Source organism: Rhizobium sp. 57MFTsu3.2, assembly GCF_012932765.1.
Taxonomy (GTDB): Bacteria; Pseudomonadota; Alphaproteobacteria; order Rhizobiales; family Rhizobiaceae; genus Rhizobium; species Rhizobium altiplani.
The window spans coordinates 41930-63208 of sequence record NZ_JDWI01000034.1; the positions used below are offsets into that span (position 1 = coordinate 41930).

Annotated in this window: 17 protein-coding genes; 6 read left to right on the forward strand and 11 right to left on the reverse strand. The window is 59.5% G+C overall.

Annotated elements, in window-relative coordinates:
• Positions 1-82 precede the first annotated feature (82 nt).
• Positions 83-397: a succinate dehydrogenase assembly factor 2 gene (locus AF71_RS26675; protein WP_018855028.1), complete on the forward strand. Its 315-nt coding sequence runs from the start codon at positions 83-85 to the stop codon at positions 395-397.
• Entirely contained in the window at positions 397-3903 is a 3507-nt protein-coding gene (mfd, locus tag AF71_RS26680; protein ID WP_025660982.1) for a transcription-repair coupling factor, read from the forward strand. The genes AF71_RS26675 and mfd overlap by 1 nt, the downstream gene beginning before the upstream one ends.
• Positions 3904-3907: 4 nt before the next feature.
• Here the strand turns inward: mfd and AF71_RS26685 are convergent, their stop codons facing one another.
• Both AF71_RS26685 and AF71_RS26690 read right to left on the reverse strand, forming a co-directional pair.
• Positions 3908-4579 carry a DsbA family oxidoreductase gene (locus AF71_RS26685; RefSeq protein ID WP_018855030.1) on the reverse strand — a complete coding sequence of 224 codons (672 nt, stop codon included), beginning with the start codon at positions 4577-4579 and terminating at the stop codon, positions 3908-3910.
• An 88-nt stretch (positions 4580-4667) separates the two neighbouring features.
• Positions 4668-6473 (reverse strand): extracellular solute-binding protein, encoded by a 1806-nt coding sequence (locus AF71_RS26690; RefSeq protein ID WP_025660984.1) that lies wholly within the window; start codon positions 6471-6473, stop codon positions 4668-4670.
• A gap of 267 nt (positions 6474-6740) precedes the next feature.
• On the opposite strand from AF71_RS26690, the gene AF71_RS26695 reads away from it, so the two are divergent.
• Positions 6741-7397: an invasion associated locus B family protein gene (locus AF71_RS26695; protein ID WP_018855032.1), complete on the forward strand. Its 657-nt coding sequence runs from the start codon at positions 6741-6743 to the stop codon at positions 7395-7397.
• Between the two features lie 115 nt (positions 7398-7512).
• Here the strand turns inward: AF71_RS26695 and hspQ are convergent, their stop codons facing one another.
• The 3 genes from hspQ to AF71_RS26710 all read right to left on the reverse strand — a co-directional run bounded on the left by hspQ (position 7513) and on the right by AF71_RS26710 (position 9801).
• Positions 7513-7842, reverse strand: a complete 330-nt coding sequence (gene hspQ / locus AF71_RS26700) for a heat shock protein HspQ (protein WP_025660985.1) — start codon at positions 7840-7842, stop codon at positions 7513-7515.
• 153 nt (positions 7843-7995) lie between these two features.
• Positions 7996-9405: a type I glutamate--ammonia ligase gene (glnA, locus tag AF71_RS26705; protein ID WP_029792651.1), complete on the reverse strand. Its 1410-nt coding sequence runs from the start codon at positions 9403-9405 to the stop codon at positions 7996-7998.
• Positions 9406-9462: 57 nt separating this feature from the next.
• Positions 9463-9801, reverse strand: a complete 339-nt coding sequence (locus AF71_RS26710; protein ID WP_003539626.1) for a P-II family nitrogen regulator — start codon at positions 9799-9801, stop codon at positions 9463-9465.
• Positions 9802-10143: 342 nt separating this feature from the next.
• On the opposite strand from AF71_RS26710, the gene AF71_RS26715 reads away from it, so the two are divergent.
• On the forward strand, positions 10144-11616 hold the full coding sequence (locus tag AF71_RS26715) for an NAD(P)H-hydrate dehydratase (protein WP_169683840.1): 1473 nt from the start codon (positions 10144-10146) through the stop codon (positions 11614-11616).
• An 8-nt stretch (positions 11617-11624) separates the two neighbouring features.
• Here the strand turns inward: AF71_RS26715 and AF71_RS26720 are convergent, their stop codons facing one another.
• The 3 genes from AF71_RS26720 to uvrA are packed head-to-tail and all read right to left on the reverse strand — an operon-like array spanning position 11625 to position 15832.
• Positions 11625-12431: a DUF72 domain-containing protein gene (locus AF71_RS26720; RefSeq protein ID WP_169683842.1), complete on the reverse strand. Its 807-nt coding sequence runs from the start codon at positions 12429-12431 to the stop codon at positions 11625-11627.
• A 15-nt stretch (positions 12432-12446) separates the two neighbouring features.
• On the reverse strand, positions 12447-12911 hold the full coding sequence (locus tag AF71_RS26725) for a GNAT family N-acetyltransferase (RefSeq protein WP_169683843.1): 465 nt from the start codon (positions 12909-12911) through the stop codon (positions 12447-12449).
• Positions 12908-15832: an excinuclease ABC subunit UvrA gene (uvrA, locus tag AF71_RS26730; RefSeq protein WP_169683844.1), complete on the reverse strand. Its 2925-nt coding sequence runs from the start codon at positions 15830-15832 to the stop codon at positions 12908-12910. The genes AF71_RS26725 and uvrA overlap by 4 nt, the downstream gene beginning before the upstream one ends.
• 249 nt (positions 15833-16081) lie before the next feature.
• Between uvrA and AF71_RS26735 the strand changes: the two genes are divergently transcribed.
• A complete protein-coding gene (locus tag AF71_RS26735; protein WP_018855039.1) occupies positions 16082-16621 on the forward strand; it encodes a single-stranded DNA-binding protein in 540 nt (179 codons plus the stop codon).
• A gap of 128 nt (positions 16622-16749) precedes the next feature.
• Here AF71_RS26735 and AF71_RS26740 read toward each other — a convergent pair whose 3' ends face one another.
• Positions 16750-17391, reverse strand: coding sequence for a MarC family protein (locus AF71_RS26740; protein ID WP_018855040.1), 642 nt, complete (start codon positions 17389-17391; stop codon positions 16750-16752).
• 226 nt (positions 17392-17617) lie between these two features.
• On the opposite strand from AF71_RS26740, the gene gyrA reads away from it, so the two are divergent.
• Complete coding sequence (gyrA, locus tag AF71_RS26745; protein ID WP_169683845.1) at positions 17618-20401, forward strand: DNA gyrase subunit A; 2784 nt, start codon at positions 17618-17620, stop codon at positions 20399-20401.
• 511 nt (positions 20402-20912) lie between these two features.
• On the opposite strand, the gene AF71_RS32175 is transcribed toward gyrA, so the two are convergent.
• Both AF71_RS32175 and AF71_RS26750 read right to left on the reverse strand, forming a co-directional pair.
• A complete protein-coding gene (locus tag AF71_RS32175; RefSeq protein ID WP_018855044.1) occupies positions 20913-21047 on the reverse strand; it encodes a hypothetical protein in 135 nt (44 codons plus the stop codon).
• A 33-nt stretch (positions 21048-21080) separates the two neighbouring features.
• Complete coding sequence (locus AF71_RS26750; protein ID WP_018855045.1) at positions 21081-21236, reverse strand: hypothetical protein; 156 nt, start codon at positions 21234-21236, stop codon at positions 21081-21083.
• Positions 21237-21279: the final 43 nt, after the last annotated feature.

Consider the following 21279-nt stretch of genomic DNA (forward strand, 5'->3'; position numbering starts at 1 on the left):
TGCGATGAACAATGCGGCCTTGGCAAGGCTGACAAGCTGCTTTCGAGGGTCTATAGAGGCGCATCAACAGGAAGGTAAAGCCATGACGGGTGTGTCACTCTCGAGCGCCGATCTTGATCCGCGCCGCCGCCGAATCCTCTTTCGCTGCTGGCATCGCGGCATCCGCGAAATGGATCTGGTCTTCGGGCAGTTCGCCGAGAAGGAGATCGCCACCCTGTCCGAGACCGAACTCGACGAGTTCGAAACCATCATGGCCGAAGAGGACAACGATCTCGTGCGCTGGATCATGGGAACATGGCCGGTGCCTGAGCGTTTCCAGACGCCGATGTTTGCGCGCCTTGCCGCTTACAAGCCCGATTTCGAATATCCAGCCGACGCCCTGCCCAGGAATGCCTAATGACCTCAGGTTTTGACGTAAGGAAGCTGTCAGCCGTCGCCGAGCCGCTGACAATCGGCAATGTGCCGACAGGTATGGAAGCTTTGTTGCTGGCCGACCTGGCGCGCGCCGGAGAGCCGGTCGCTTACGTGCTTTCCGACGGCCAGCGGATGGTGGACCTTGAGCAGATGCTGGGCTTCGTTGTGCCGGAGATCCCGGTTCTGACCTTGCCGGCCTGGGACTGTCTTCCTTACGACCGCGTTTCCCCGAGCGCCGATACGTCGGCACGCCGTCTCGCGGCGCTGGGCGGCCTGATCGCGCATCACAAGAAGCCACATGCCGCGATCGTGCTGGTGACAGTCAATGCAATGCTGCAGAAAGTCGCCCCACAAGAGATTATCGAAAGCCTTGCCTTCTCAGCTCGCCCCGGAAATACGGTGCGCATGGACGATGTTGCCGGGCGCCTTGAACGCAACGGCTTCGACCGCGTCGCAACGGTTCGCGAGGTCGGCGAATATGCGGTGCGCGGCGGTATTCTCGACGTCTTCGTGCCGGGCTCCGAGGAGCCTGTTCGCCTCGATTTCTTCGGCGACACGCTGGAAAGCATCCGAAGCTTTGACCCGGCAAGTCAGCGCACCACAGGGCAGGTGCGCTCCCTCGACCTCAACCCGATGAGCGAGGTCACACTGACGCCCGATACGATCAGCCGTTTCCGGAAGAATTACCTCTCTTCCTTCGGCGCGGCGACACGCGACGATGCGCTTTATCTCGCCATATCGGAGGGCCGACGCTACCCAGGCATGGAGCATTGGCTGCCGCTTTTCTACGAGAAGCTGGAGACGGTATTCGACTATCTCAAAGACTTCCGGATGGTCACCGATCATACTGTGCGCCAGGCCGCCGAGGAACGGTCCAAGCTCGTCTTCGACTACTATGACGCCCGCCTCAGTTCCGGGCAGCCCAGCAAGGGACAGATGGCGCAAGGGACACCCTACAAGCCCGTGACGCCCAGCCAACTCTACCTGGACGGAAAGACGTTCGCCAGCACGCTCGACGCGTTCAACGCGATGCGAATCTCGCCCTTTAACGAGCATGAGGGAGAGGCGCGGCGTGTGATCAATCTCGACGCGCGGCAAGGCGAGCGCTGGGCACGCTCGAATGCCGAGGGTGGCGGCAATGCCGAGCGGATCAATGTGTTCGACGCTGTCGTGAAGCATATTGCCGACAAGCGCTCGGCTGGCGCGAAGGTCCTGATTTCCGCCTGGTCGGAAGGTTCGCTGGAGCGTCTGCTGCAGGTGCTGAGCGAACACGGGCTCGAGCGCGTGAAGCCGGTCGGCGCGCTGAAGGAGATGGATGGCCTTGCCAAAGGCGAGGCGGCTGCCGGCGTGCTCAGCCTCGAATCCGGATTTGAAGTCGGCAATCTCGTCGTCATCGGCGAACAGGACATTCTCGGCGACCGCATGGTGCGGCGTTCGAAGCGACGCAAGCGCGCCGCCGATTTCATCTCCGAAGTTGCCGGGCTCGACGAAGGTTCGGTCGTCGTCCACGCACAGCACGGTATCGGTCGGTTTGTCGGCCTGAGAACGATCGAAGCGGCGGGCGCACCGCATGCCTGCCTCGAACTGCAATACGCAGACGACGCGAAGCTGTTCCTGCCGGTCGAGAACATCGACCTTCTGTCGCGCTATGGCGGAGAGGGGACGGAAGCGCAACTCGACAAGCTCGGCGGCGGCGCATGGCAGATGCGCAAGGCCAAGCTCAAGAAGCGGCTGCTCGATATGGCGGATGCGCTGATCCGTATCGCAGCTGAGCGACTGACGCGGCATGCGCCCGTGCTAACGACGCCGGAAGGGCTTTACGACGAGTTTGCCGCGCGCTTCCCTTACGACGAGACGGAGGATCAGGATAATGCCATCGAGGCTGTGCGCTCCGACCTTGGAGCCGGTCGGCCGATGGATCGCCTCGTTTGCGGCGACGTCGGTTTCGGCAAGACTGAGGTGGCGCTTCGTGCTGCCTTCGTTGCGGCGATGAACGGCATACAGGTTGCCGTCGTCGTGCCGACCACACTGCTAGCGCGCCAGCACTTCAAGACCTTCGCCGAGCGGTTCCGCGGCCTGCCGGTTCGCATCCAGCAAGCCTCACGCCTCGTCGGGTCGAAGGAATTGGCGTTAACGAAGAAGGAAGTAGCAGAGGGCAAGACGGATATCGTCGTCGGCACCCATGCGCTTCTTGGTGCCGGGATCAAGTTTGCCAATCTCGGGCTGCTGATCATCGACGAAGAGCAGCATTTCGGCGTCAAGCACAAGGAACGCTTGAAGGAGCTGAAAAGCGATGTCCATGTGCTGACGCTCTCGGCGACACCGATCCCGCGCACGCTGCAGCTCGCGATGACTGGGGTGCGCGAGCTGTCGCTGATCACGACGCCGCCGGTCGACCGCATGGCGGTTCGCACCTTCATTTCGCCCTTCGATTCGCTTGTCATCCGCGAAACGCTGATGCGCGAGCACTATCGCGGTGGCCAAAGCTTCTATGTCTGCCCGCGGCTTGCCGATCTGGAGGATGTGCATGCCTTCCTGCGGTCGGATGTACCGGAGCTGAAGGTTGCGGTCGCGCACGGCCAGATGCCCGCCGGCGAGCTTGAGGACATCATGAACGCCTTCTACGAGGGCCGCTATGACGTGCTGTTGTCGACGACGATCGTGGAATCGGGACTCGACGTGCCAACGGCCAATACGCTGATCGTGCACCGCGCCGACATGTTCGGCCTGGCGCAGCTCTACCAGCTGCGTGGTCGCGTCGGACGTTCGAAGGTGCGCGCCTTTGCGCTCTTCACGCTGCCGGTCAACAAGGTGCTGACGGCGACGGCGGAACGGCGCCTCAAGGTGCTGCAGTCGCTCGACACGCTCGGCGCCGGCTTCCAGTTGGCCAGCCACGATCTCGACATCCGCGGCGCAGGAAACCTGCTCGGCGAAGAGCAGTCCGGCCACATTAAGGAGGTCGGCTTCGAGCTCTACCAGCAGATGCTGGAAGAGGCGGTGGCCGAGGTGAAGGGCGTCGACGAAATCCAGGATACCGGCTGGTCGCCGCAGATCTCTGTGGGCACGTCGGTGATGATCCCCGACGGTTACGTGCCGGACCTGCATCTGCGCATGGCACTCTATCGCCGCCTCGGCGAGATCACGGAACTGAAGGAAATCGATGCCTTCGGCGCAGAAATGATCGATCGCTTCGGCCCCATGCCGATCGAGGTCCAGCACCTTCTAAAGATCGTGTATGTGAAATCGCTCTGCCGGGTCGCCAACGTGGAGAAGCTGGATGCAGGTCCCAAGGGGGTGGTCATCCAGTTCCGCAATAAGGAGTTTCCGCATCCAGCGAACCTGGTTGGCTACATCGCCAAGCAGGGGACCATGGCAAAGATTCGGCCGGACCAGAGCGTCTTCCTCACACGCGATCTGCCGACGCCGGAAAAGCGGCTGCAGGGCGCAGCCGTTATCATGACGCAGCTTGCGGAAATGGCGAAGGGGTAAGGGCTCAGTTCATGCCGGCGCGCGCTTCCGCCTTCGCCTTGGCGATGTCGCGAAGCGCGCCTGCCAGAACGTCCGGCGTCTGAGCGCCGCTGACGGCGTATTGCTGATCGAAGATAAAGAACGGCACACCGTTCACGCCCATCTTCTGCGCCGCCTCGATCTCTTCGACCACCAGGACCTTATCGGCATCGGAGGCGAGCAGCGACGCAGTGACCGTGCGGTCAAGGCCTGCCTTCTCGGCAACGTCGAGCAGCACGGCATGATCGCCGACATTGCGGCCTTCCTCGAAGTTCGCCTTGAACAGGCCGTTGACGACCTTGTCCGCCTTGTCGCGGTCCTCAACCATTGCCCAATGGATCAGGCGATGCGCATCCAGCGTATTCGGGCCGATCTTGATCGCGTCAAAATCGAACTTGATGCCGACTTCACGACCAAGCTCAGTCAGCATCTTGTGTCCTTGGGCAACGCGCTCGGCACCGCCAAGCTTCTCCTCCAGCGCCTTCTTCTGGTCGACGCCATCAGGCGGATAATCGGGGTTGAGGCGGTAGGGGCGCCAGTTGATATCCACGCCGACCTCGTCCTGAACTTCAGCGATCGCAAGCTCGAGCCGGGCCTTACCGAGATAGCACCACGGGCAGACGACGTCGGAGACAACGTCGATGGTAATGCGTTCCATGGGCTTTTCCTTCTTTCTCAAATCGAAACCTTCCCGCCATCTAGTCCCTGCGGCGGGCGACTTCAACCAGGCAGAAAAAAGGAACCTGCTATTGGACGCTCTGATCCCACCATGCCGGCAACTGGTAGCCATAGAGCGGCACGGAGTCCGGATGAGCGATGCGCTTGCTGCGCGCAACCCACTGCTGATCAACATGGTAAAGCGGCAGGACATAGTGCCCCGACAGCAACATCCGATCATGAGAACGCACCGCCGCGGTAAAGTCTTCAGCCGACCGGGCCATAAGGATGTGCTGGATCAGCGTATCGATGTCAGGGTCGGAAACTCCGGCGAAATTGTCTGTGCCTTCGCGCTCCTTGGCCGCGGAAGACCAACGTCCGAGCTGTTCGATGCCCGGCGAGAGGGACGACGTATAGGACTTGATGATCACGTCATAGTCGAAGCTGCTCGTGCGGCTCTGATATTGGGAATCGTCCACCGTGCGGATGGTCGCGACAATGCCGAGCAGTTGCAGTGAACGCTGATAGGAGACTGCGAGCTTCTCCTGGTCGGTGTTCTGCGTCATGATCTCGAAAGCAAGCAGACGTCCGTCGGTGTCGCTCATCTTGCCATTCTTGATCGTATACCCTGCTTCCTTGAGGAGCGCGGCTGCCTGCTTCAGGACATTGCGATCGCGGCCCGATCCGTCGGTGACTGGGAGCTTGTAGGTGCCATCCAGGATCGCTGGATCGATTCGATCCTTGATCGGGCCGAGAAGCTTCAGCTCGCGTTCGTCCGCCGGCACCCCGAAACTCGACAGATCCGAGTTCTGCCAGAAACTCGCAGTGCGGATATAAGCGTTCGAGAAGAGGTTCTTGTTCGCCCATTCGAAATCGAAGACCAGCGACAGCCCCTCGCGAAGCTTCGCGTTGGCAAAGACCGGCCGCCGGGTGTTGAAGACGAAGCCGAACATGCCGCTCGGCAGCTTGGGTTCGAACGTATCCTTGACGACGTTGCCTGAGGTCACTGCCGGGAAATTGTAAGCACTTGCCCAATGGCCGGGACTTCCGTCCGGATAGATATCGATGTCACCCTTCTTGAAAGACTCGAACAGGGTGGTGTCCTGCAGGAAATACTGCACCGTTATCTGATCGTAGTTGTCGAGCCCAACCTTGGCCGGAATGTCCTTGCCCCAGTAATTGGGATCGCGTTCGAAGGTGATGCTCTCGCCGGGCTTCAAAGACTTGATCTTGTAAGGACCAGATCCCACGGGAGGTGTGAGCGTCGAACGATCGAATGTCTCTGGATCGATGGCATGTTTCGGCAGGATCGGCGTGGAGCCGGCCAAAATCATCGGGAATTCGCGATCAGCCTTGTCGTTGAAGGTGAAACGAACGCTGTGGTCGCCCACCTTCTCCATCTTCTCGACCGCATTCAATCGCGTGCTGAAGGGAACGCGCCCCTTTTCCTTGAGCAGATTGAGAGTGAAAATCACATCATCGGGGGTTACCGGCTGCCCGTCCGACCATTTGGCGGCTGGATTGAGATTGAACTGGATAAACGTCCGGTCTTCGTCCCATTCGACGGACTCTGCCAGCAGGCCGTAGAGGGCGAAGGGTTCATCGCGCGAGCGCAGCATCAGCGTCTCGAAAACGAGATTTCCGTACTCCGGATCCCACATGCCGCGCGCCGTCGTGCGCATGCTTTTCAAGATAAAGGGATTGAGGCTGTCGAAGGTCCCGACGACGCCATAACTGATCTTCCCACCCTTTTTCACATCGGGATTGACGTAAGGAAGGTGCTTGAAATCGGCGGGCAGGGCCGGCACGCCATGCATCGCGATGCCATGCACCGGCTCAGCGAGAGCCGCGCTGCCAACGAGTGTAAAAATGACGGGAAGAACGATCCGAAGCATCGTTGAGGTCCTTTCAGGGAACGGCACGATTCGGCGCAAGACTATCATGCAGCCACCGCAGTTCACCATCCGCGCCGAATTCTTTCGGATGACCCCGAAAAGGTCAAAGAAATACTGGATATCTGGCCCGACGCAATGTAACAGGGGAACCCGAAGTTGGGGGGTCATGCATTTGCCTCATTGTTCTAAGAGGTGAATTGCGAACAACCCTGTTGGTGAGGATGGCACGTTGTCGTCCCTAAGGGATTTCAGGAGACGGAATTCGTTATGATGTTCAAGGCTGAAAACAAAACGCGGGCAGCCCTGTCCGTTCTGGCAGTGATGCTCGGTGCTGCAGCAGCTCCCGTATCGTCCTTCGCGCAGGATGCAGCGGCCTCCGCCGACCCGGCTACTGCTGCCGGCGCCCCGCGTCTCGGCTGGTACAAGACCTGTAGCAAGCAGGAAGACAATGATGTCTGCGTCGTTCAGAACGTTGTTCTCGCAGGCGGCGGCCAGCTCGTCACGGGCGTTGGCCTCATCAGCGTTTCCGGCAAGATCAACAACAAGAGCCTTCAGGTTTCGGTTCCGCCGGCTCGTCTGATCCCGCCAGGTGTCGCGATGCAGATCGACGGCGGCAAGGCCCAGAAGATCGACTACCTGATGTGCATGCCCGACCGTTGTGTCGCCCAGATCCCGCTGACTGACGCCATGGTCGCCAGCCTGAAGAAGGGCACCGATCTGGTTCTCACCTCGATCAACTTCCGCCGCGCGCCGAACCCGATCAAGATCTCGCTCGAAGGCTTCACCGGCGCCTTTGATGGCGAACCGGTTTCCGCTTCCAAGCTTGCTGAGAGCCAGAAGAGCCTGCAGGACAGCATGCAGAAGAAGGCTGACGAAGCCCGCAAGAAGCTTGAAGAGGCCCAGAAGGCTGCCAAGGCTCAGTAATTCAGAGCCATCGGATTCGCAAAGAACCCGGCCTTGCGCCGGGTTTTCTGTTACACGACCCAAGCAAAGAAAAACCCCGCGGGAGGAGCGGGGTTTTGAATGATATTAGCGGACGTTAGTGGGCCAAGTTCATCTTGGGTTTGAACTGCCCCGTCGGTGCCATATCGAAAATCTGATAGACCTGTTCGTTACGGAGCGGTACACCGCTTTCATCGTTGATCAGGTTCTGCTCGGATACGTAGGCAACGTATTCGTTTTCATCATTCTCGGCCAGCAGATGGTAGAAGGGTTGATCCTTGCTGGGGCGCACTTCGGCGGGAATGGAGTTCCACCATTCTTCCGTATTCGCGAATTCCGGATCGACATCGAAGATCACGCCGCGAAACGGAAATACCTTGTGCCGAACCACTTCACCGATACTGAACTTTGCTACTCTTTCTTTCATGGTACGACTTCCTTTCATCACCTGATTTGGTGATTGGCCCCGCTCAAATCAAGATTTTTGCGGGATCTCGTCACATGAGTGTCACATCCGCTATCAAATAACTGTGACATCCGGTCAGGCGAAAGCCCCGGCGAACCGGGGCTTTCTCTCTTCTTAGGAGGAATAGTACATGTCGTATTCGACCGGATGCGGCGTCATGTCGAAGCGCATGACTTCCGCCATCTTCACCTCGATGAAGCTATCGATCTGGTCGTCGTCGAATACACCGCCGGCGGTTAGGAACTTGCGGTCCTTGTCGAGGCTTTCCAGCGCTTCGCGCAGCGAGCCGCAGACCGTCGGGATCTTCTTCAGTTCCTTCGGCGGCAGGTCATAAAGGTCCTTGTCCATGGCCTTGCCAGGATGGATCTTGTTCTTGATGCCATCGAGACCGGCCATCAGCATGGCGGCAAAAGCGAGGTATGGGTTTGCCATCGGATCGGGGAAGCGGACTTCGACGCGCTTGGCCTTCGGGTTAGTGCCGAACGGAATGCGGCACGATGCCGAACGGTTGCGGGCCGAGTAGGCGAGCAGGACCGGAGCTTCATAGCCCGGAACGAGACGCTTGTAGGAGTTCGTCGACGGGTTGGTGAAGGCGTTCAGCGCCTTTGCGTGCTTGATGATGCCGCCGATGTAGTAGAGGCAGCTTTCGGACAGGCCTGCGTATTCGTCGCCGGCGAAGGTCGGCTTGCCGCCCTTCCAGATCGACTGGTGCACGTGCATGCCCGAGCCGTTGTCGCCGAAGATCGGCTTCGGCATGAAGGTTGCCGTCTTGCCGTAAGCGTTGGCGACCTGGTGCACGACGTACTTGTAGATCTGCATCTTGTCGGCGTTGCGGACGAGCGTGTCGAACTTGATGCCGAGCTCGTGCTGGGCAGCCGCCACTTCGTGGTGGTGCTTTTCGACGACCACGCCCATTTCCGACAGAACCGTCAGCATTTCCGAACGCATGTCCTGGCAGCTGTCGATCGGCGGAACCGGAAAATAGCCGCCCTTGACACGCGGACGGTGGCCGAGGTTGCCGGTTTCATATTCGGTGTCGTCGTTGGACGGCAGTTCCGTGGAATCGAGCTTGAAGCCGGTGTTGTAGGGATCTGCCTTGTAGCGGACGTCGTCGAAGACGAAGAATTCAGCTTCTGGACCAACGAAGACCGTGTCGCCGATGCCGGATGCCTTGAGGTAGGCTTCAGCCTTCTTGGCGGTGCCGCGCGGATCGCGATTGTAGGCTTCGCCGGAGACCGGATCGAGAATATCGCACAGAATGACCATGGTGGACTGCGCGAAGAACGGGTCCATGTGAACCGTTTCGGGGTCTGGCATCAACACCATGTCGGATTCGTTAATGGCCTTCCAACCGACGATCGAAGAGCCGTCGAACATGACGCCGTCAGCGAACATGTCCTCGTCGACACAGACCACATCCATCGTGAGGTGCTGCAGCTTGCCCTTCGGGTCGGTGAAGCGAAGGTCTACGAACTTGACGTCGTTTTCCTTGATTTGCTTAAGAATTTCGCTTGCGGTCGCCATTAAATAGTTCCTTTATTTGAGATGACGATACTTTGGTTCGCCCGAAGGCGATAAAGATTAGATGGCATCGATGCCGGTTTCACCGGTACGGATGCGGATAACCTCTTCGACGTTGGAGACGAAAATCTTGCCGTCGCCGATGCGGCCGGTCTGGGCGGCCTTGCGGATCGCGTCAATGACGGCCTCCGCGTTTTCGTCCGCGAGGACAACCTCCACCTTCACCTTCGGCAGGAAATCGACGACATACTCCGCGCCCCGGTAGAGTTCCGTATGGCCTTTCTGGCGACCGAAGCCCTTCGCTTCCGTAACTGTAATACCCTGCAGGCCAACTTCCTGAAGGGCTTCCTTCACTTCGTCGAGCTTGAAGGGCTTGATGATCGCTTCGATCTTTTTCATGAGAAAATGACTCTCCGCTTCTCCCGTTAATGGCAGGCTCAGACCTGCTTTCCGTCATGATGCAGTTATCGTGCCAGTTGGGAAGCGGATTTTTCAGAAATTGACGCAGATCAGGCGCAGGAACCCATAATCGGGCAGATTCTCACTGGTTTTGGGCTGAAATTCTTCGAAAATCGACATGCAAGCGGCAAATCCGGCTCATTTTTCGGAATATTCCCCCGCGCTAATAGTCGATGACAAAACTCGCCACTCGCCTAACCTTTGTGCGTTTGCACATTTTTCGATCTTTTTGCCGATCATTCGACAGGTTGTTATTTAGGCGATTTCTGTTTGAATGCGGCGATGACCGCGGGAATCTCCAATCTACTCCTCACGCCGGAAGAAATGACAGCAGTCGATACGGCAGCCGCCGCGTCCGGCATCGATAGCTATGCCCTTATGCAACGAGCAGGTGCCGCCGTCGCCGCCAGTTTGTTGCGTGATTTTCCCGCGGTTCTTCGCGCCGTCGTTCTTTGTGGGCCGGGCAACAACGGCGGCGACGGCTATGTTGCCGCATGCCTGCTAGCTGATAGCGGCGTTGCCGTCGTCGTGTTCCAGATGGGCGAACCGGAGAAGCTCAAGGGCGATGCCGCCCGGGCCAGGGACAATTTTCCGAACGCAGTACAGCCGCTTGAGACGTATCAGCCACGGAATGGCGACGTAATCATCGATGCCTTGTTCGGTGCTGGCCTTGCCCGCGATGTTCCGAAGAGCGTCGCTGACGTGATTGAGCGAGTGAAGCAGGCGCAGGTGCCTGTAATTGCCGTCGACCTGCCATCGGGCGTGGACGGTCGTACGGGAACCGTCCGAGGGGCGGCCTTTACGGCCGTTCGGACCGTTACTTTCATGACGCGGAAACCCGGCCATCTCCTGATGCCCGGGCGCGAACTCTGCGGCGAACTGGAAGTCTTCGACATTGGCATACCCGCCCGTATCGTTCGCGCCGAGAAAAAACTGCAAATCGCCGAGAACCAGCCGGAATGTTGGCGCCAGGTGCTGCCTTCAAGCGGACTGGAAACACATAAATACAAACGCGGTCACCTCGTCGTCTTCTCTGGCGAAGCAGGCAAGACCGGCGCCGCCCGAATGTCGGCGATGGCGGGGCTGAAGGCCGGGGCAGGACTCGTGACAATCGCCGCGCCGGGAGATGCAGTCGCAGAGAATGCGGCGCACCTTACGGCGATCATGCTGCATCCGATCGAAGAGGAAGCCGCACTCGGCAACTGGCTGCACGACGAGCGGCTGCAGACGTTCGTTCTCGGCCCAGGCTTCGGAGTCGGTGACAAGGCGCGGCGCTTCGTCGCCGCACTTTCCGACCGCCATCTCGTGCTCGACGCAGACGGGCTTTCGTCGTTTAAGGATGCCCCGGATGAACTATTTTCACAGTTCTCCGGCGAGCCGCGGCTGGTGCTAACGCCACATGAGGGGGAGTTCGGCCGGCTGTTTCCCGATATCGCCGCTGACACAGCCATGGGAAAGGTCGAAAAAGCGCAGGCTGCCGCGGCACGGGCGAATGCCGCCATCGTCTACAAGGGCGCCGATACCGTCATCGCCTCGCCTGACGGGAGAGCCTGCATCAACACCAACGCACCGGTTTGGCTCGCAACCGCCGGCTCCGGCGATGTTCTCGCAGGCGTCATTGGAGCGCTGATGGCCCAGGGCGTTCCTGCGTTCGAGGCGGCCGCGGCCGGCGTCTACATGCATGGAGAGGCCGGCATGCGCGCTGGCAAAGGACTGACCGCGGAAGAGCTGGCGACTGAGGTTCGTCCGCTCTGACGACAAGCCTATCGCAACACCGCTTCCTGTAGCGCCATCGCCCCAAAGGGCGCATTGACCTTGCCTTCATGGATCATGAAGGCAAAGACATCCCGCGGTTCGGTTGCAACCTTGCGATCGCCATCGATGAGAGGCAGATCGCCGGGTACCTTGCCATCCGCCCAGGTTTCGAGGCGCGTAGCCCAGTTTTTCAAGTCGCCCGGCGAGTAGCAGGTCCTGATATCGTCCGAACCTTTCTGAAGGCGCGCATAGACGAAGTCGGCAGTTACATCCGCGATCATCGGGTAATCGAAGTGTTCCGCGCAGACAGGCGCAACGCCGTATTTCGAAAGCAACGCCACGAATTCCGGCACCTTGAACGAGTCATGGCGTACCTCGACGACGTGCTTCAGAGGCAAGCCATCCTGCTTGTTCGGCAGCAGCTTGAGGAAGGCTTCGAAATCATCCGGATCGAACTTCTTCGTCGGGGCGAACTGCCAGAGGATTGGGCCCAGGTGCGGGCCGAGCTCCGTCAGGCCCTGAGTGAGAAAGCGCTCCATCGACTCGCCAGCCTCCGCGAGCACACGACGATTGGTGACAAAACGGCTGGCCTTGAGCGAAAAGATGAAGCCATCAGGCACATCCGCCGCCCATTTGGCGAAGGTTTCCGGCTTCTGCGAACTGTAATAGGTGCCGTTGATCTCAATGACCTTCAGCTTGCGGCTTGCATAGTTCAGTTCGTCCTTCTGCTTCAGATCCCCGGGGTAGAAGTGGTCCCGCCATGCCTCGAAGGTCCAGCCGCCGATGCCGACGCGAATGTTGCCGGATTTCGTCATTCCTTCCTCCTCTGATTATCTCAGTCCGCCGACTTGCTTTGCCATATCGACAATCACCCATCCTGGCCTATGCGGATTCTCGCGGCGACCCGTTTCCTGAAAGCCAAACGCCCGGTAGAGCGCAATATTCCGTTCCATGCGAGCATTCGTGTAGAGACGAACTTCCGGAAGCCCCCATTCCCGCGTCGTCTCTTCCACCCATCTCAGAATGGCAAGGCCGTACTGGGCGCCCTGAAATTTCGGGGAGACAGCAATGCTGAAGAGCATCACATGGTCTGGGTGCCGTTCAACGACGGCCAGGCCGGCAAGCTCTCCTTGCACCTCCCGCAACCAGACCTCACCGCGACCGATGCGCGGTGTGTAGTCTTCGGTAACGGGAATCGGCGGGCGGCCAAGGAGACGCGTGTATGGAGCATAGGCTTCGGCGGTCAGCGCCTCGACCGCCTGCAGGTCATCGAGCGACGCCGCTCTCAGCATCACTCGGCTGCCACAACAGTTTTTCGTGTGGGACGCCGCTCAAGCAGCTCCTTCAGGAACTGCCCGGTATAGGACCGCTTCTCCTTGACGATCGCTTCCGGCGTGCCGACGGCGACGATCTCCCCACCGCCATCGCCACCTTCCGGACCGAAATCGAGCATCCAGTCCGCCGTCTTGATGACTTCGAGATTGTGCTCGATGACGACGACCGAATTCCCCTGGTTGACCAGCTCCTGCAGCATCTCCAGGAGCTTGGCGACGTCGTGGAAATGCAGGCCGGTCGTAGGCTCGTCGAGGATGTAGAGGGTGCGGCCCGTCGATCGCTTCGACAGTTCCTTTGCCAGCTTGACGCGCTGCGCCTCACCACCGGACAGCGTATTCGCCTGCTGTCCGACCTTGATGTAGCCGAGGCCGACATCCTTCAGGGCCTGCAACTTGTCGCGCACAGCCGGGACGGCAGCGAAGAAATCGACGCCTTCCTCGACGGTCATGTCGAGCACGTCGGCAATCGACTTGTGCTTGAACGTAACGTCGAGCGTCTCCCTGTTGTAGCGCTTGCCATGGCAGACGTCGCAGGTGACGTACACATCAGGCAGGAAGTGCATCTCGATCTTGATGACGCCGTCGCCTTGGCAGGCTTCGCAGCGTCCGCCCTTGACGTTGAACGAGAAGCGTCCCGGTTGGTAGCCGCGCGCCTTCGCTTCCGGCAGACCGGCAAACCAATCACGGATCGGGGTAAACGCGCCCGTGTAGGTCGCTGGGTTGGAACGCGGCGTGCGGCCGATCGGCGACTGGTCGATATCGATGACCTTGTCGATGTGTTCGAAGCCGTCGATGCGATCGTGATCAGCCGGGATTTCGCGGGCGCCCATGATGCGCCGGGCAGCCGATTTATACAGCGTCTCGATCAGGAACGTGGACTTACCGCCCCCTGATACGCCAGTGACCGCCGTAAAGACGCCGAGCGGGATGGAGGCGGTGACATTCTTCAGATTGTTGCCGCGGGCGCCGACGACCTTGATTTCCTTGCCCTTCTTGGGCTTACGGCGCTCGTCGGGAACCGGAACGCCGAGTTCACCGGACAGATATTTGCCGGTCAGCGACTTAGGGTTCGCCATGATCTCCTGTGGCGTGCCATGGGCAATCACCTGGCCACCATGGATGCCGGCGGCGGGACCGATGTCGACGACATCGTCGGCGGTCAAGATCGCGTCCTCGTCATGCTCGACCACGATCACGGTGTTGCCGATATCGCGAAGGTGCTTCAGCGTATCAAGCAGCCGGGCGTTGTCGCGCTGATGCAAACCGATCGATGGCTCGTCGAGGACATACAATACGCCGGTCAAGCCGGAACCGATCTGCGACGCCAACCGGATGCGCTGGCTCTCGCCGCCCGACAAGGTGCCGGAGTTTCGCGACAGGCTGAGATAATCCAGGCCTACGTCATTGAGGAAGCGCAGGCGGTCGCGGATCTCCTTGAGAATGCGAACGGCAATCTCGTTCTGCTTGGCGCTCAGCGACTGCGGCAGGACCTCGAACCAGTCTCGGGCGACGCGGATCGACATGTCGGTCACCTGGCCGATATGCAGCGTATTGATCTTGACGGCAAGCGCCTCCGGCTTCAGGCGGAAACCGCCACAAGACGGGCAGGGGGCTGCCGACATATAGCGCTCAATTTCCTCTCGCGCCCAGGCGGAATCCGTCTCCTTCCAGCGACGCTCGAGATTGGTGATGATGCCCTCGAAATTCTTGTGCGTGGTATAGGACCGCGCGCCATCGGCATAGTGGAACTCGATCTTTTCGTCGGTACCATTCAAGATGACATCCTTCGCCTGGTCCGAAAGATCGTTCCAACGGGCGCCGAGCTTGAAGCCATAGTGCTTACCGAGAGCTTCGAGCGTCTGATTGTAATAGGGAGAGGTCGACTTCGCCCACGGCGCAATGGCGCCATCGCGCAGCGTGCGCTCGGGCTCCGGCACGATCAGGTTGGCGTCGATCTTCTGCTGCGCTCCGAGACCGTCGCAGGTCGGGCAGGCGCCGGCTGGATTGTTGAAGGAAAAAAGCCGCGGCTCGATCTCGGGAATGGTGAAGCCCGATACCGGGCAGGCGAACTTCTCGGAGAAGAGAACGCGTTCATGCGTTTCGTTAAGCGACTTGTTGGCGGAGCCGCCGGCGGCAGTTTCTTCCGGCGGCAGCGGCTTGTCGGCGAATTCCGCAACGGCGAGGCCATCGGCGAGCTTGAGCGAAGTCTCGAAGCTGTCGGCAAGGCGCGACGCCATATCCGGCCGCACCACAATACGGTCGACCACGACGTCGATATCGTGCTTGTACTTCTTGTCCAGGGCTGGCACGTCGGCGATCTCGTAGAATTGGCCGTCGACCTTGACGCGCTGGAAACCCTTTTTCATCAGGTCTGCCAGTTCCTTCTTGTACTCCCCCTTACGCCCGCGCACGAGCGGGGCGAGAATATAGAGACGCGTGCCTTCTCCGAATTCCAGCACGCGATCGACCATCTGGCTGACCGTCTGGCTCTCGATCGGCAGCCCGGTCGCGGGCGAATAGGGTACGCCGACGCGGGCAAAGAGCAGGCGCATGTAGTCATAGATCTCGGTCACCGTACCGACCGTCGAGCGTGGGTTGCGCGAGGTCGTCTTTTGCTCGATCGAAATCGCTGGCGACAGGCCGTCGATCTGATCGACGTCAGGCTTCTGCATCATTTCAAGGAACTGGCGCGCATAGGCCGAAAGGCTTTCGACATAGCGTCGCTGTCCTTCGGCATAGATCGTGTCAAACGCAAGCGACGACTTGCCGGATCCCGAAAGGCCGGTCATGACGATGAGTTTGTTTCGCGGCAGATCGAGATCGATGCCCTTCAAATTGTGCTCGCGCGCGCCGCGGATGGAAATCGTCTTCAGTTCGCTCATCGTCTTCTGCTTCTGTGCTGGAACAAGCCCCTTATTTAGTGATGCCGGCTGGCGAGTCGAGGCTGAATGTCCGTCTGCTGCAAGGTTTTCGATTCGGTTGACAGGATCATAGGGATAAACTAGAACAAATAAAGAACAAAATTCCTTGTGGATGAACCGGCGATGGACACCCATCGCCGGCGCTCTATGGTTTAAGGTGCACCGATTGTTTCAAGCGCCGCCGGGCAGGGCGGCAGGTAAGGTGAAAGTATGGCTGGCAGCGTAAACAAGGTAATTCTGATCGGGAACGTGGGCGCTGACCCCGAAATCCGGCGGACCCAGGATGGCCGGCCGATCGCCAACCTTCGCATCGCGACGTCCGAGACCTGGCGTGATCGCACCTCCGGCGAACGCCGCGAAAAGACGGAATGGCATACGGTCGTAGTCTTCAACGAAGGCCTCTGCAAGGTCGTCGAGCAGTATGTGAAGAAGGGCGCCAAGCTCTACATCGAAGGCGCGCTGCAGACGCGTAAGTGGCAAGACCAGAACGGCCAGGACCGCTATTCGACGGAAGTCGTTCTGCAGGGCTTCGGCTCGACGCTGACGATGCTGGACGGTCGCGGCGAGGGTGGCGGCGCAAGCTCCGGCTTCGGCGGTGGTCGCGGCAGTAATGCCGGCGGCAACGATTTCGGTGGCGGCGGTGGCTACGGCGACGATTACGGCGCGCCGTCGCAATCATCTGGCCGCAGCAGCGGTGGCGGCGGCGGTGGAAACTTCTCGCGCGATCTCGACGACGATATCCCGTTCTGATCGCAGAGTATTCGTGGCATAAGTTGGACGGCGCGCCGCAAGGTGCGCCGTCTGCTTTTCAATCTCCGGGATTGGACGTCCCCCGAGCTTGCCGCGATGGAAGCCGTGCAGGTAACCGGCTTTTTGACCTAGCCGGCTGGCGTCGTGATGAGGGTAGATCTCAAACCGTCGACGACGAACTGCGTGGCAAGCGCCGCCAGGATGACACCGAGAAGGCGTGTCAGAATTGCGCGCCCCGTTACGCCGAGGAAGCGATCAAGTCTTTCGGCGATGAGCAGCGAGAGAAACAGCAGCAGCAGGCTCAATGCGATGACAATGATCAATTGCGCCCGCTCGAGCGAAGCCTGCATCGATCCGGCAATTAGGATCGTCGCCGAAATGGCACCGGGACCGGCGATCAGAGGGATCGCCAACGGAAAGACCGAGATATTATGGATATGATCGACGGTGATTGCGGCTGTGCTCGTCTTCTCCTTACGGTCCTGCCGCTTCTCGAATACCATTTCAAAGGCGATCCAGAACAACAGAAGACCACCGGCAATGCGGAAGGCGCCGATCGAGATTCCGAGCACCCCGAGCACGCTGGCCCCGAACAGGGCGAAAGCGGCAAGAATGACAAAGGCGATGATCGAGCCGCGCAGTGCCACCTGTTTTCGCTGGCTGCGGCTCATGCCGGTCGTGAGCCCGAGAAAGAGTGGAGCAAGACCAGGCGGGTCGATCGTGACAAGCAGCGTCGTGAAGGCGTTGATCAGTTGGTCGACGCTTGCCATTGTCTCTCCGTGAGCCCATATAAACACTTGGTTTTTGCGCGATTGTGATGCGGAGAGACCATTTTGGCAAATGGTGTTATTAGGGCGGTGCAAATAACCGTCCCAGAGGCTCCCATTGCCCTCATAAGACCGCAAAAGTCTGTTCAAAACCCGTGCCAAAATTAGCGTAGGAACAGGCTTTCCGCTATAAATCTTCAAGTGATTCTAGAAGAGATCGTGATCTGTTTTGACTGAGCAAACACCCCCCGGCGGCGGGAAGCTCCCGCCAGGCATCGAGCCCATCTCCATCATGGAGGAAATGCAGCGGTCGTATCTCGATTACGCCATGAGCGTTATCGTCAGCCGCGCCCTGCCTGATGTCCGCGACGGCCTGAAGCCCGTGCACCGGCGCATCCTTTACGGCATGTCCGAACTCGGCATCGACTGGAACAAGAAATACGTCAAATGCGCCCGCGTTACCGGGGATGTGATGGGTAAATACCATCCGCACGGCAACGCAGCGATCTACGACGCGCTAGCGCGTATGGCGCAGGACTGGTCGCTCCGCCTTCCGCTGATCGACGGCCAGGGCAACTTCGGCTCCGTCGACGGCGATCCGCCGGCGGCCGAACGCTACACAGAGTGCCGCCTGCAAAAGGCCGCGCATTCGCTGCTCGACGATCTCGACAAGGAAACGGTCGACTTCCGCGATAACTATGACGGCACGCTGTCCGAGCCCGTCGTTGTTCCCGCAAAGTTCCCGAACCTCCTAGTGAACGGGGCAGGCGGCATCGCCGTGGGTATGGCGACGAATATTCCGCCGCACAATCTGTCCGAAGTCATCGACGGCTGCATTGCGCTGATCGACAACCCGGCGATCGAACTGCCTGACATCATGCAGATTATTCCGGGTCCGGACTTCCCGACCGGCGCCAAGATCCTTGGTCGCGCCGGCATTCGCTCGGCCTACGAGACCGGTCGCGGCTCGGTGATCATGCGCGGCGTTGCCACCATCGAGCCGATGCGTGGCGATCGCGAACAGATCATCATCACCGAGATCCCGTATCAGGTGAACAAGTCGACGATGATCGAGAAGATGGCCGAACTGGTGCGCGACAAGCGTATCGAAGGGATCTCCGACCTACGCGATGAATCCGACCGTCAGGGCTATCGCGTCGTCGTCGAGTTGAAGCGCGATGCGAATGCCGATGTCATCCTGAACCAGCTCTACCGCTACACGCCGCTGCAAACCTCCTTTGGCTGCAACATGGTGGCGCTGAACGGCGGCAAGCCGGAACAGCTGACGCTACTCGATATGCTGCGCGCCTTCGTTTCCTTCCGTGAGGAAGTCGTTAGCCGGAGAACGAAATTTCTTCTCCGCAAGGCCCGCGAGCGCGCTCACGTCTTGGTCGGCCTGGCGATCGCTGTCGCCAATATTGACGAGATCATCCGCACGATCCGGCAGGCGCCGGATCCGCAGACCGCACGCGAGCAGTTGATGACGCGCCGCTGGCCGGCCGCCGATGTCGAAAGCCTGATCCGCCTGATCGACGATCCGCGTCACCGCATCAATGAGGACCTGACATACAACCTCTCGGAAGAGCAGGCGCGCGCCATCCTCGAACTGCGTCTGGCCCGTCTGACCGCACTCGGCCGTGACGAAATCGGTGACGAACTCAACAAGATAGGCGAAGAGATTAAGGATTACCTTGAAATCCTGTCGTCGCGGGTTCGCATCCAGACGATCGTCAAAGAAGAGCTTGCAGCCGTTCGCGACGAATTCGGCACGCCGCGCCGCACCGAGATCATGGACGGCGGCCTTGAAATGGATGATGAGGATCTCATCGCCCGCGAAGACATGGTCGTGACAGTCTCCCATCTCGGCTACATCAAGCGCGTGCCGCTGACGACCTATCGCGCCCAGCGCCGTGGCGGCAAGGGCCGCTCCGGCATGACGACGCGCGACGAGGATTTTGTTAGCCAGCTATTCGTTCTCAACACGCATACGCCGGTTCTGTTCTTCTCCTCGCGCGGTATCGTTTACAAGGAAAAGGTCTATCGCCTGCCGATCGGCACGCCGACTGCGCGCGGCAAGGCGCTCATCAACATGCTGCCACTGGAGCCCGGCGAACGCATCACCACGATCCTGCCGTTGCCGGAGGATGAGGACAGCTGGGATAAGCTCGACGTCATGTTCTCGACGACGCGCGGGACAGTTCGCCGCAACAAGCTTTCCGACTTCGTTCAGGTCAACCGCAACGGCAAGATCGCGATGAAGCTCGAGGAAGAAGGCGACGAAATCCTCTCCGTCGAGACCTGCACCGAGCATGACGATGTGCTTCTGACCACGGCGCTCGGTCAGTGCATTCGCTTCCCCGTCGATGACGTCCGCGTCTTTGCTGGCCGCAACTCCATCGGCGTTCGCGGCATCAACCTCGGTGACGCCGACCGCATCATCTCGATGACGATTGTTGGACATGTCGATGCCGAACCTTGGGAACGCGCAGCCTACCTGAAGCGGGCCGCGAGCGAACGCCGCCTCGCGACGGGTGACGCCGAGGAAATCTCGCTGGTTGGCGAGGAAGTGACCGAGGAAGGTCAACTGAGCGACGAGCGCTATGAGGAACTGAAGGCGCGCGAGCAGTACGTCCTGACGGTTTCCGAGAAGGGCTTCGGCAAGCGATCCTCCTCCTACGACTTCCGCATTTCCGGCCGTGGCGGCAAGGGCATTCGCGCCACCGATACGTCGAAGACGGGGGAGATCGGCGAACTCGTGGCCGCTTTCCCGGTCAACGAAGGCGACCAGATCATGCTTGTATCCGATGGCGGCCAGCTCATCCGCGTTCCGGTGGGCGGCATCCGTATCGCGAGCCGAGCAACGAAGGGCGTCACCATCTTCTCGACTGCCAAGGATGAAAAGGTCGTATCCGTCGAGCGCATTAGCGAGCCAGAGGAGGAGACTGAAGACGTTGCCGAGAATGGCGACGACATTGCCTCGGTTCCGGAAGGTGAGCCTGAAACGGAAGCGTGATGTTCTAAGCGTTTGATCTTGAAAACCGGGCGACTGCCCGGTTTTCTTTTTGGGCACCTTGACTGCGGGAACCGGCTGGCGGTGCTGCAGCCGAAATGGAGGGCAGAGTGATCCGGATTCTCGGTATTGACGATGTTGCCATCTTCAAAGTTATTCGGACCGAGCCCGCAGCCTTGCCAGCACCGTCGGCGACTGGGAAGCGCTCTCAGACGATGAATGGCGTAGGCGATTGGTCGACGGGCCTGTTCTCGTGGCCCTTAAGCAGGGTGAGCCCGTCGGGATGATGGGGCTGAGCCGCCAGCGTGCCAGTAAGATGGTGCATCGGCCAACGCTCATCAATGGTCTATGTGCGTCGAAGTGAAATGGGCGGCGGCTATGCCAAGGCTCTGCTAGAAGCGACGTTAAGCTATGCGCGAGAGAACGCCATCTCTAGGCACGAAATAGGCCGGACAAACCTCGTTCATCCGGCCTATTTCGATTGAAAACATGCAATCCCAGATGTCGACAGCGGCTAGAACCAGCTGTGTTTTCCATCGGTCTTCTTCAGTTCTTCGCTTTCATGGCGAAGGGCAGAGATGGTGGAAGCCACGGACACGATAAACATTATGCTGATAAGGGCGGTGAGCACAGCTAGTATCGTGAACATGAGCAATCCTCCTGGGCTTTGCGTTCACGTCCCTTAGTACTGGCTCATTACCGCCGCACGAGCCGACGCATAAGGGCCATATACCTTGGACGCATCCACTTTGTGATCGTAAAGCGCGACAGTCGCTGCAAGCATACCAGTCATCATTACCATCCAGACAGCATTAATCATGGTAATTTTATTGGGCATATCTTCTTCCTTGTGCGGCGCGTATCGCGTTACGCTGGTTGAG

Excerpts from the sequence above, each read along its gene's own strand:
- AF71_RS26675 (WP_018855028.1), top strand. The coding sequence starts at position 83 with ATGACGGGTGTGTCACTCTCGAGCGCCGATCTTGATCCGCGCCGCCGC.
- mfd (WP_025660982.1), top strand. The coding sequence starts at position 397 with ATGACCTCAGGTTTTGACGTAAGGAAGCTGTCAGCCGTCGCCGAGCCG.
- AF71_RS26685 (WP_018855030.1), bottom strand. The coding sequence starts at position 4,579 with ATGGAACGCATTACCATCGACGTTGTCTCCGACGTCGTCTGCCCGTGG.
- AF71_RS26690 (WP_025660984.1), bottom strand. The coding sequence starts at position 6,473 with ATGCTTCGGATCGTTCTTCCCGTCATTTTTACACTCGTTGGCAGCGCG.
- AF71_RS26695 (WP_018855032.1), top strand. The coding sequence starts at position 6,741 with ATGATGTTCAAGGCTGAAAACAAAACGCGGGCAGCCCTGTCCGTTCTG.
- hspQ (WP_025660985.1), bottom strand. The coding sequence starts at position 7,842 with ATGAAAGAAAGAGTAGCAAAGTTCAGTATCGGTGAAGTGGTTCGGCAC.
- glnA (WP_029792651.1), bottom strand. The coding sequence starts at position 9,405 with ATGGCGACCGCAAGCGAAATTCTTAAGCAAATCAAGGAAAACGACGTC.
- AF71_RS26710 (WP_003539626.1), bottom strand. The coding sequence starts at position 9,801 with ATGAAAAAGATCGAAGCGATCATCAAGCCCTTCAAGCTCGACGAAGTG.
- AF71_RS26715 (WP_169683840.1), top strand. The coding sequence starts at position 10,144 with ATGACCGCGGGAATCTCCAATCTACTCCTCACGCCGGAAGAAATGACA.
- AF71_RS26720 (WP_169683842.1), bottom strand. The coding sequence starts at position 12,431 with ATGACGAAATCCGGCAACATTCGCGTCGGCATCGGCGGCTGGACCTTC.
- uvrA (WP_169683844.1), bottom strand. The coding sequence starts at position 15,832 with ATGAGCGAACTGAAGACGATTTCCATCCGCGGCGCGCGCGAGCACAAT.
- AF71_RS26735 (WP_018855039.1), top strand. The coding sequence starts at position 16,082 with ATGGCTGGCAGCGTAAACAAGGTAATTCTGATCGGGAACGTGGGCGCT.
- AF71_RS26740 (WP_018855040.1), bottom strand. The coding sequence starts at position 17,391 with ATGGCAAGCGTCGACCAACTGATCAACGCCTTCACGACGCTGCTTGTC.
- AF71_RS32175 (WP_018855044.1), bottom strand. The coding sequence starts at position 21,047 with ATGTTCACGATACTAGCTGTGCTCACCGCCCTTATCAGCATAATGTTT.
- AF71_RS26750 (WP_018855045.1), bottom strand. The coding sequence starts at position 21,236 with ATGCCCAATAAAATTACCATGATTAATGCTGTCTGGATGGTAATGATG.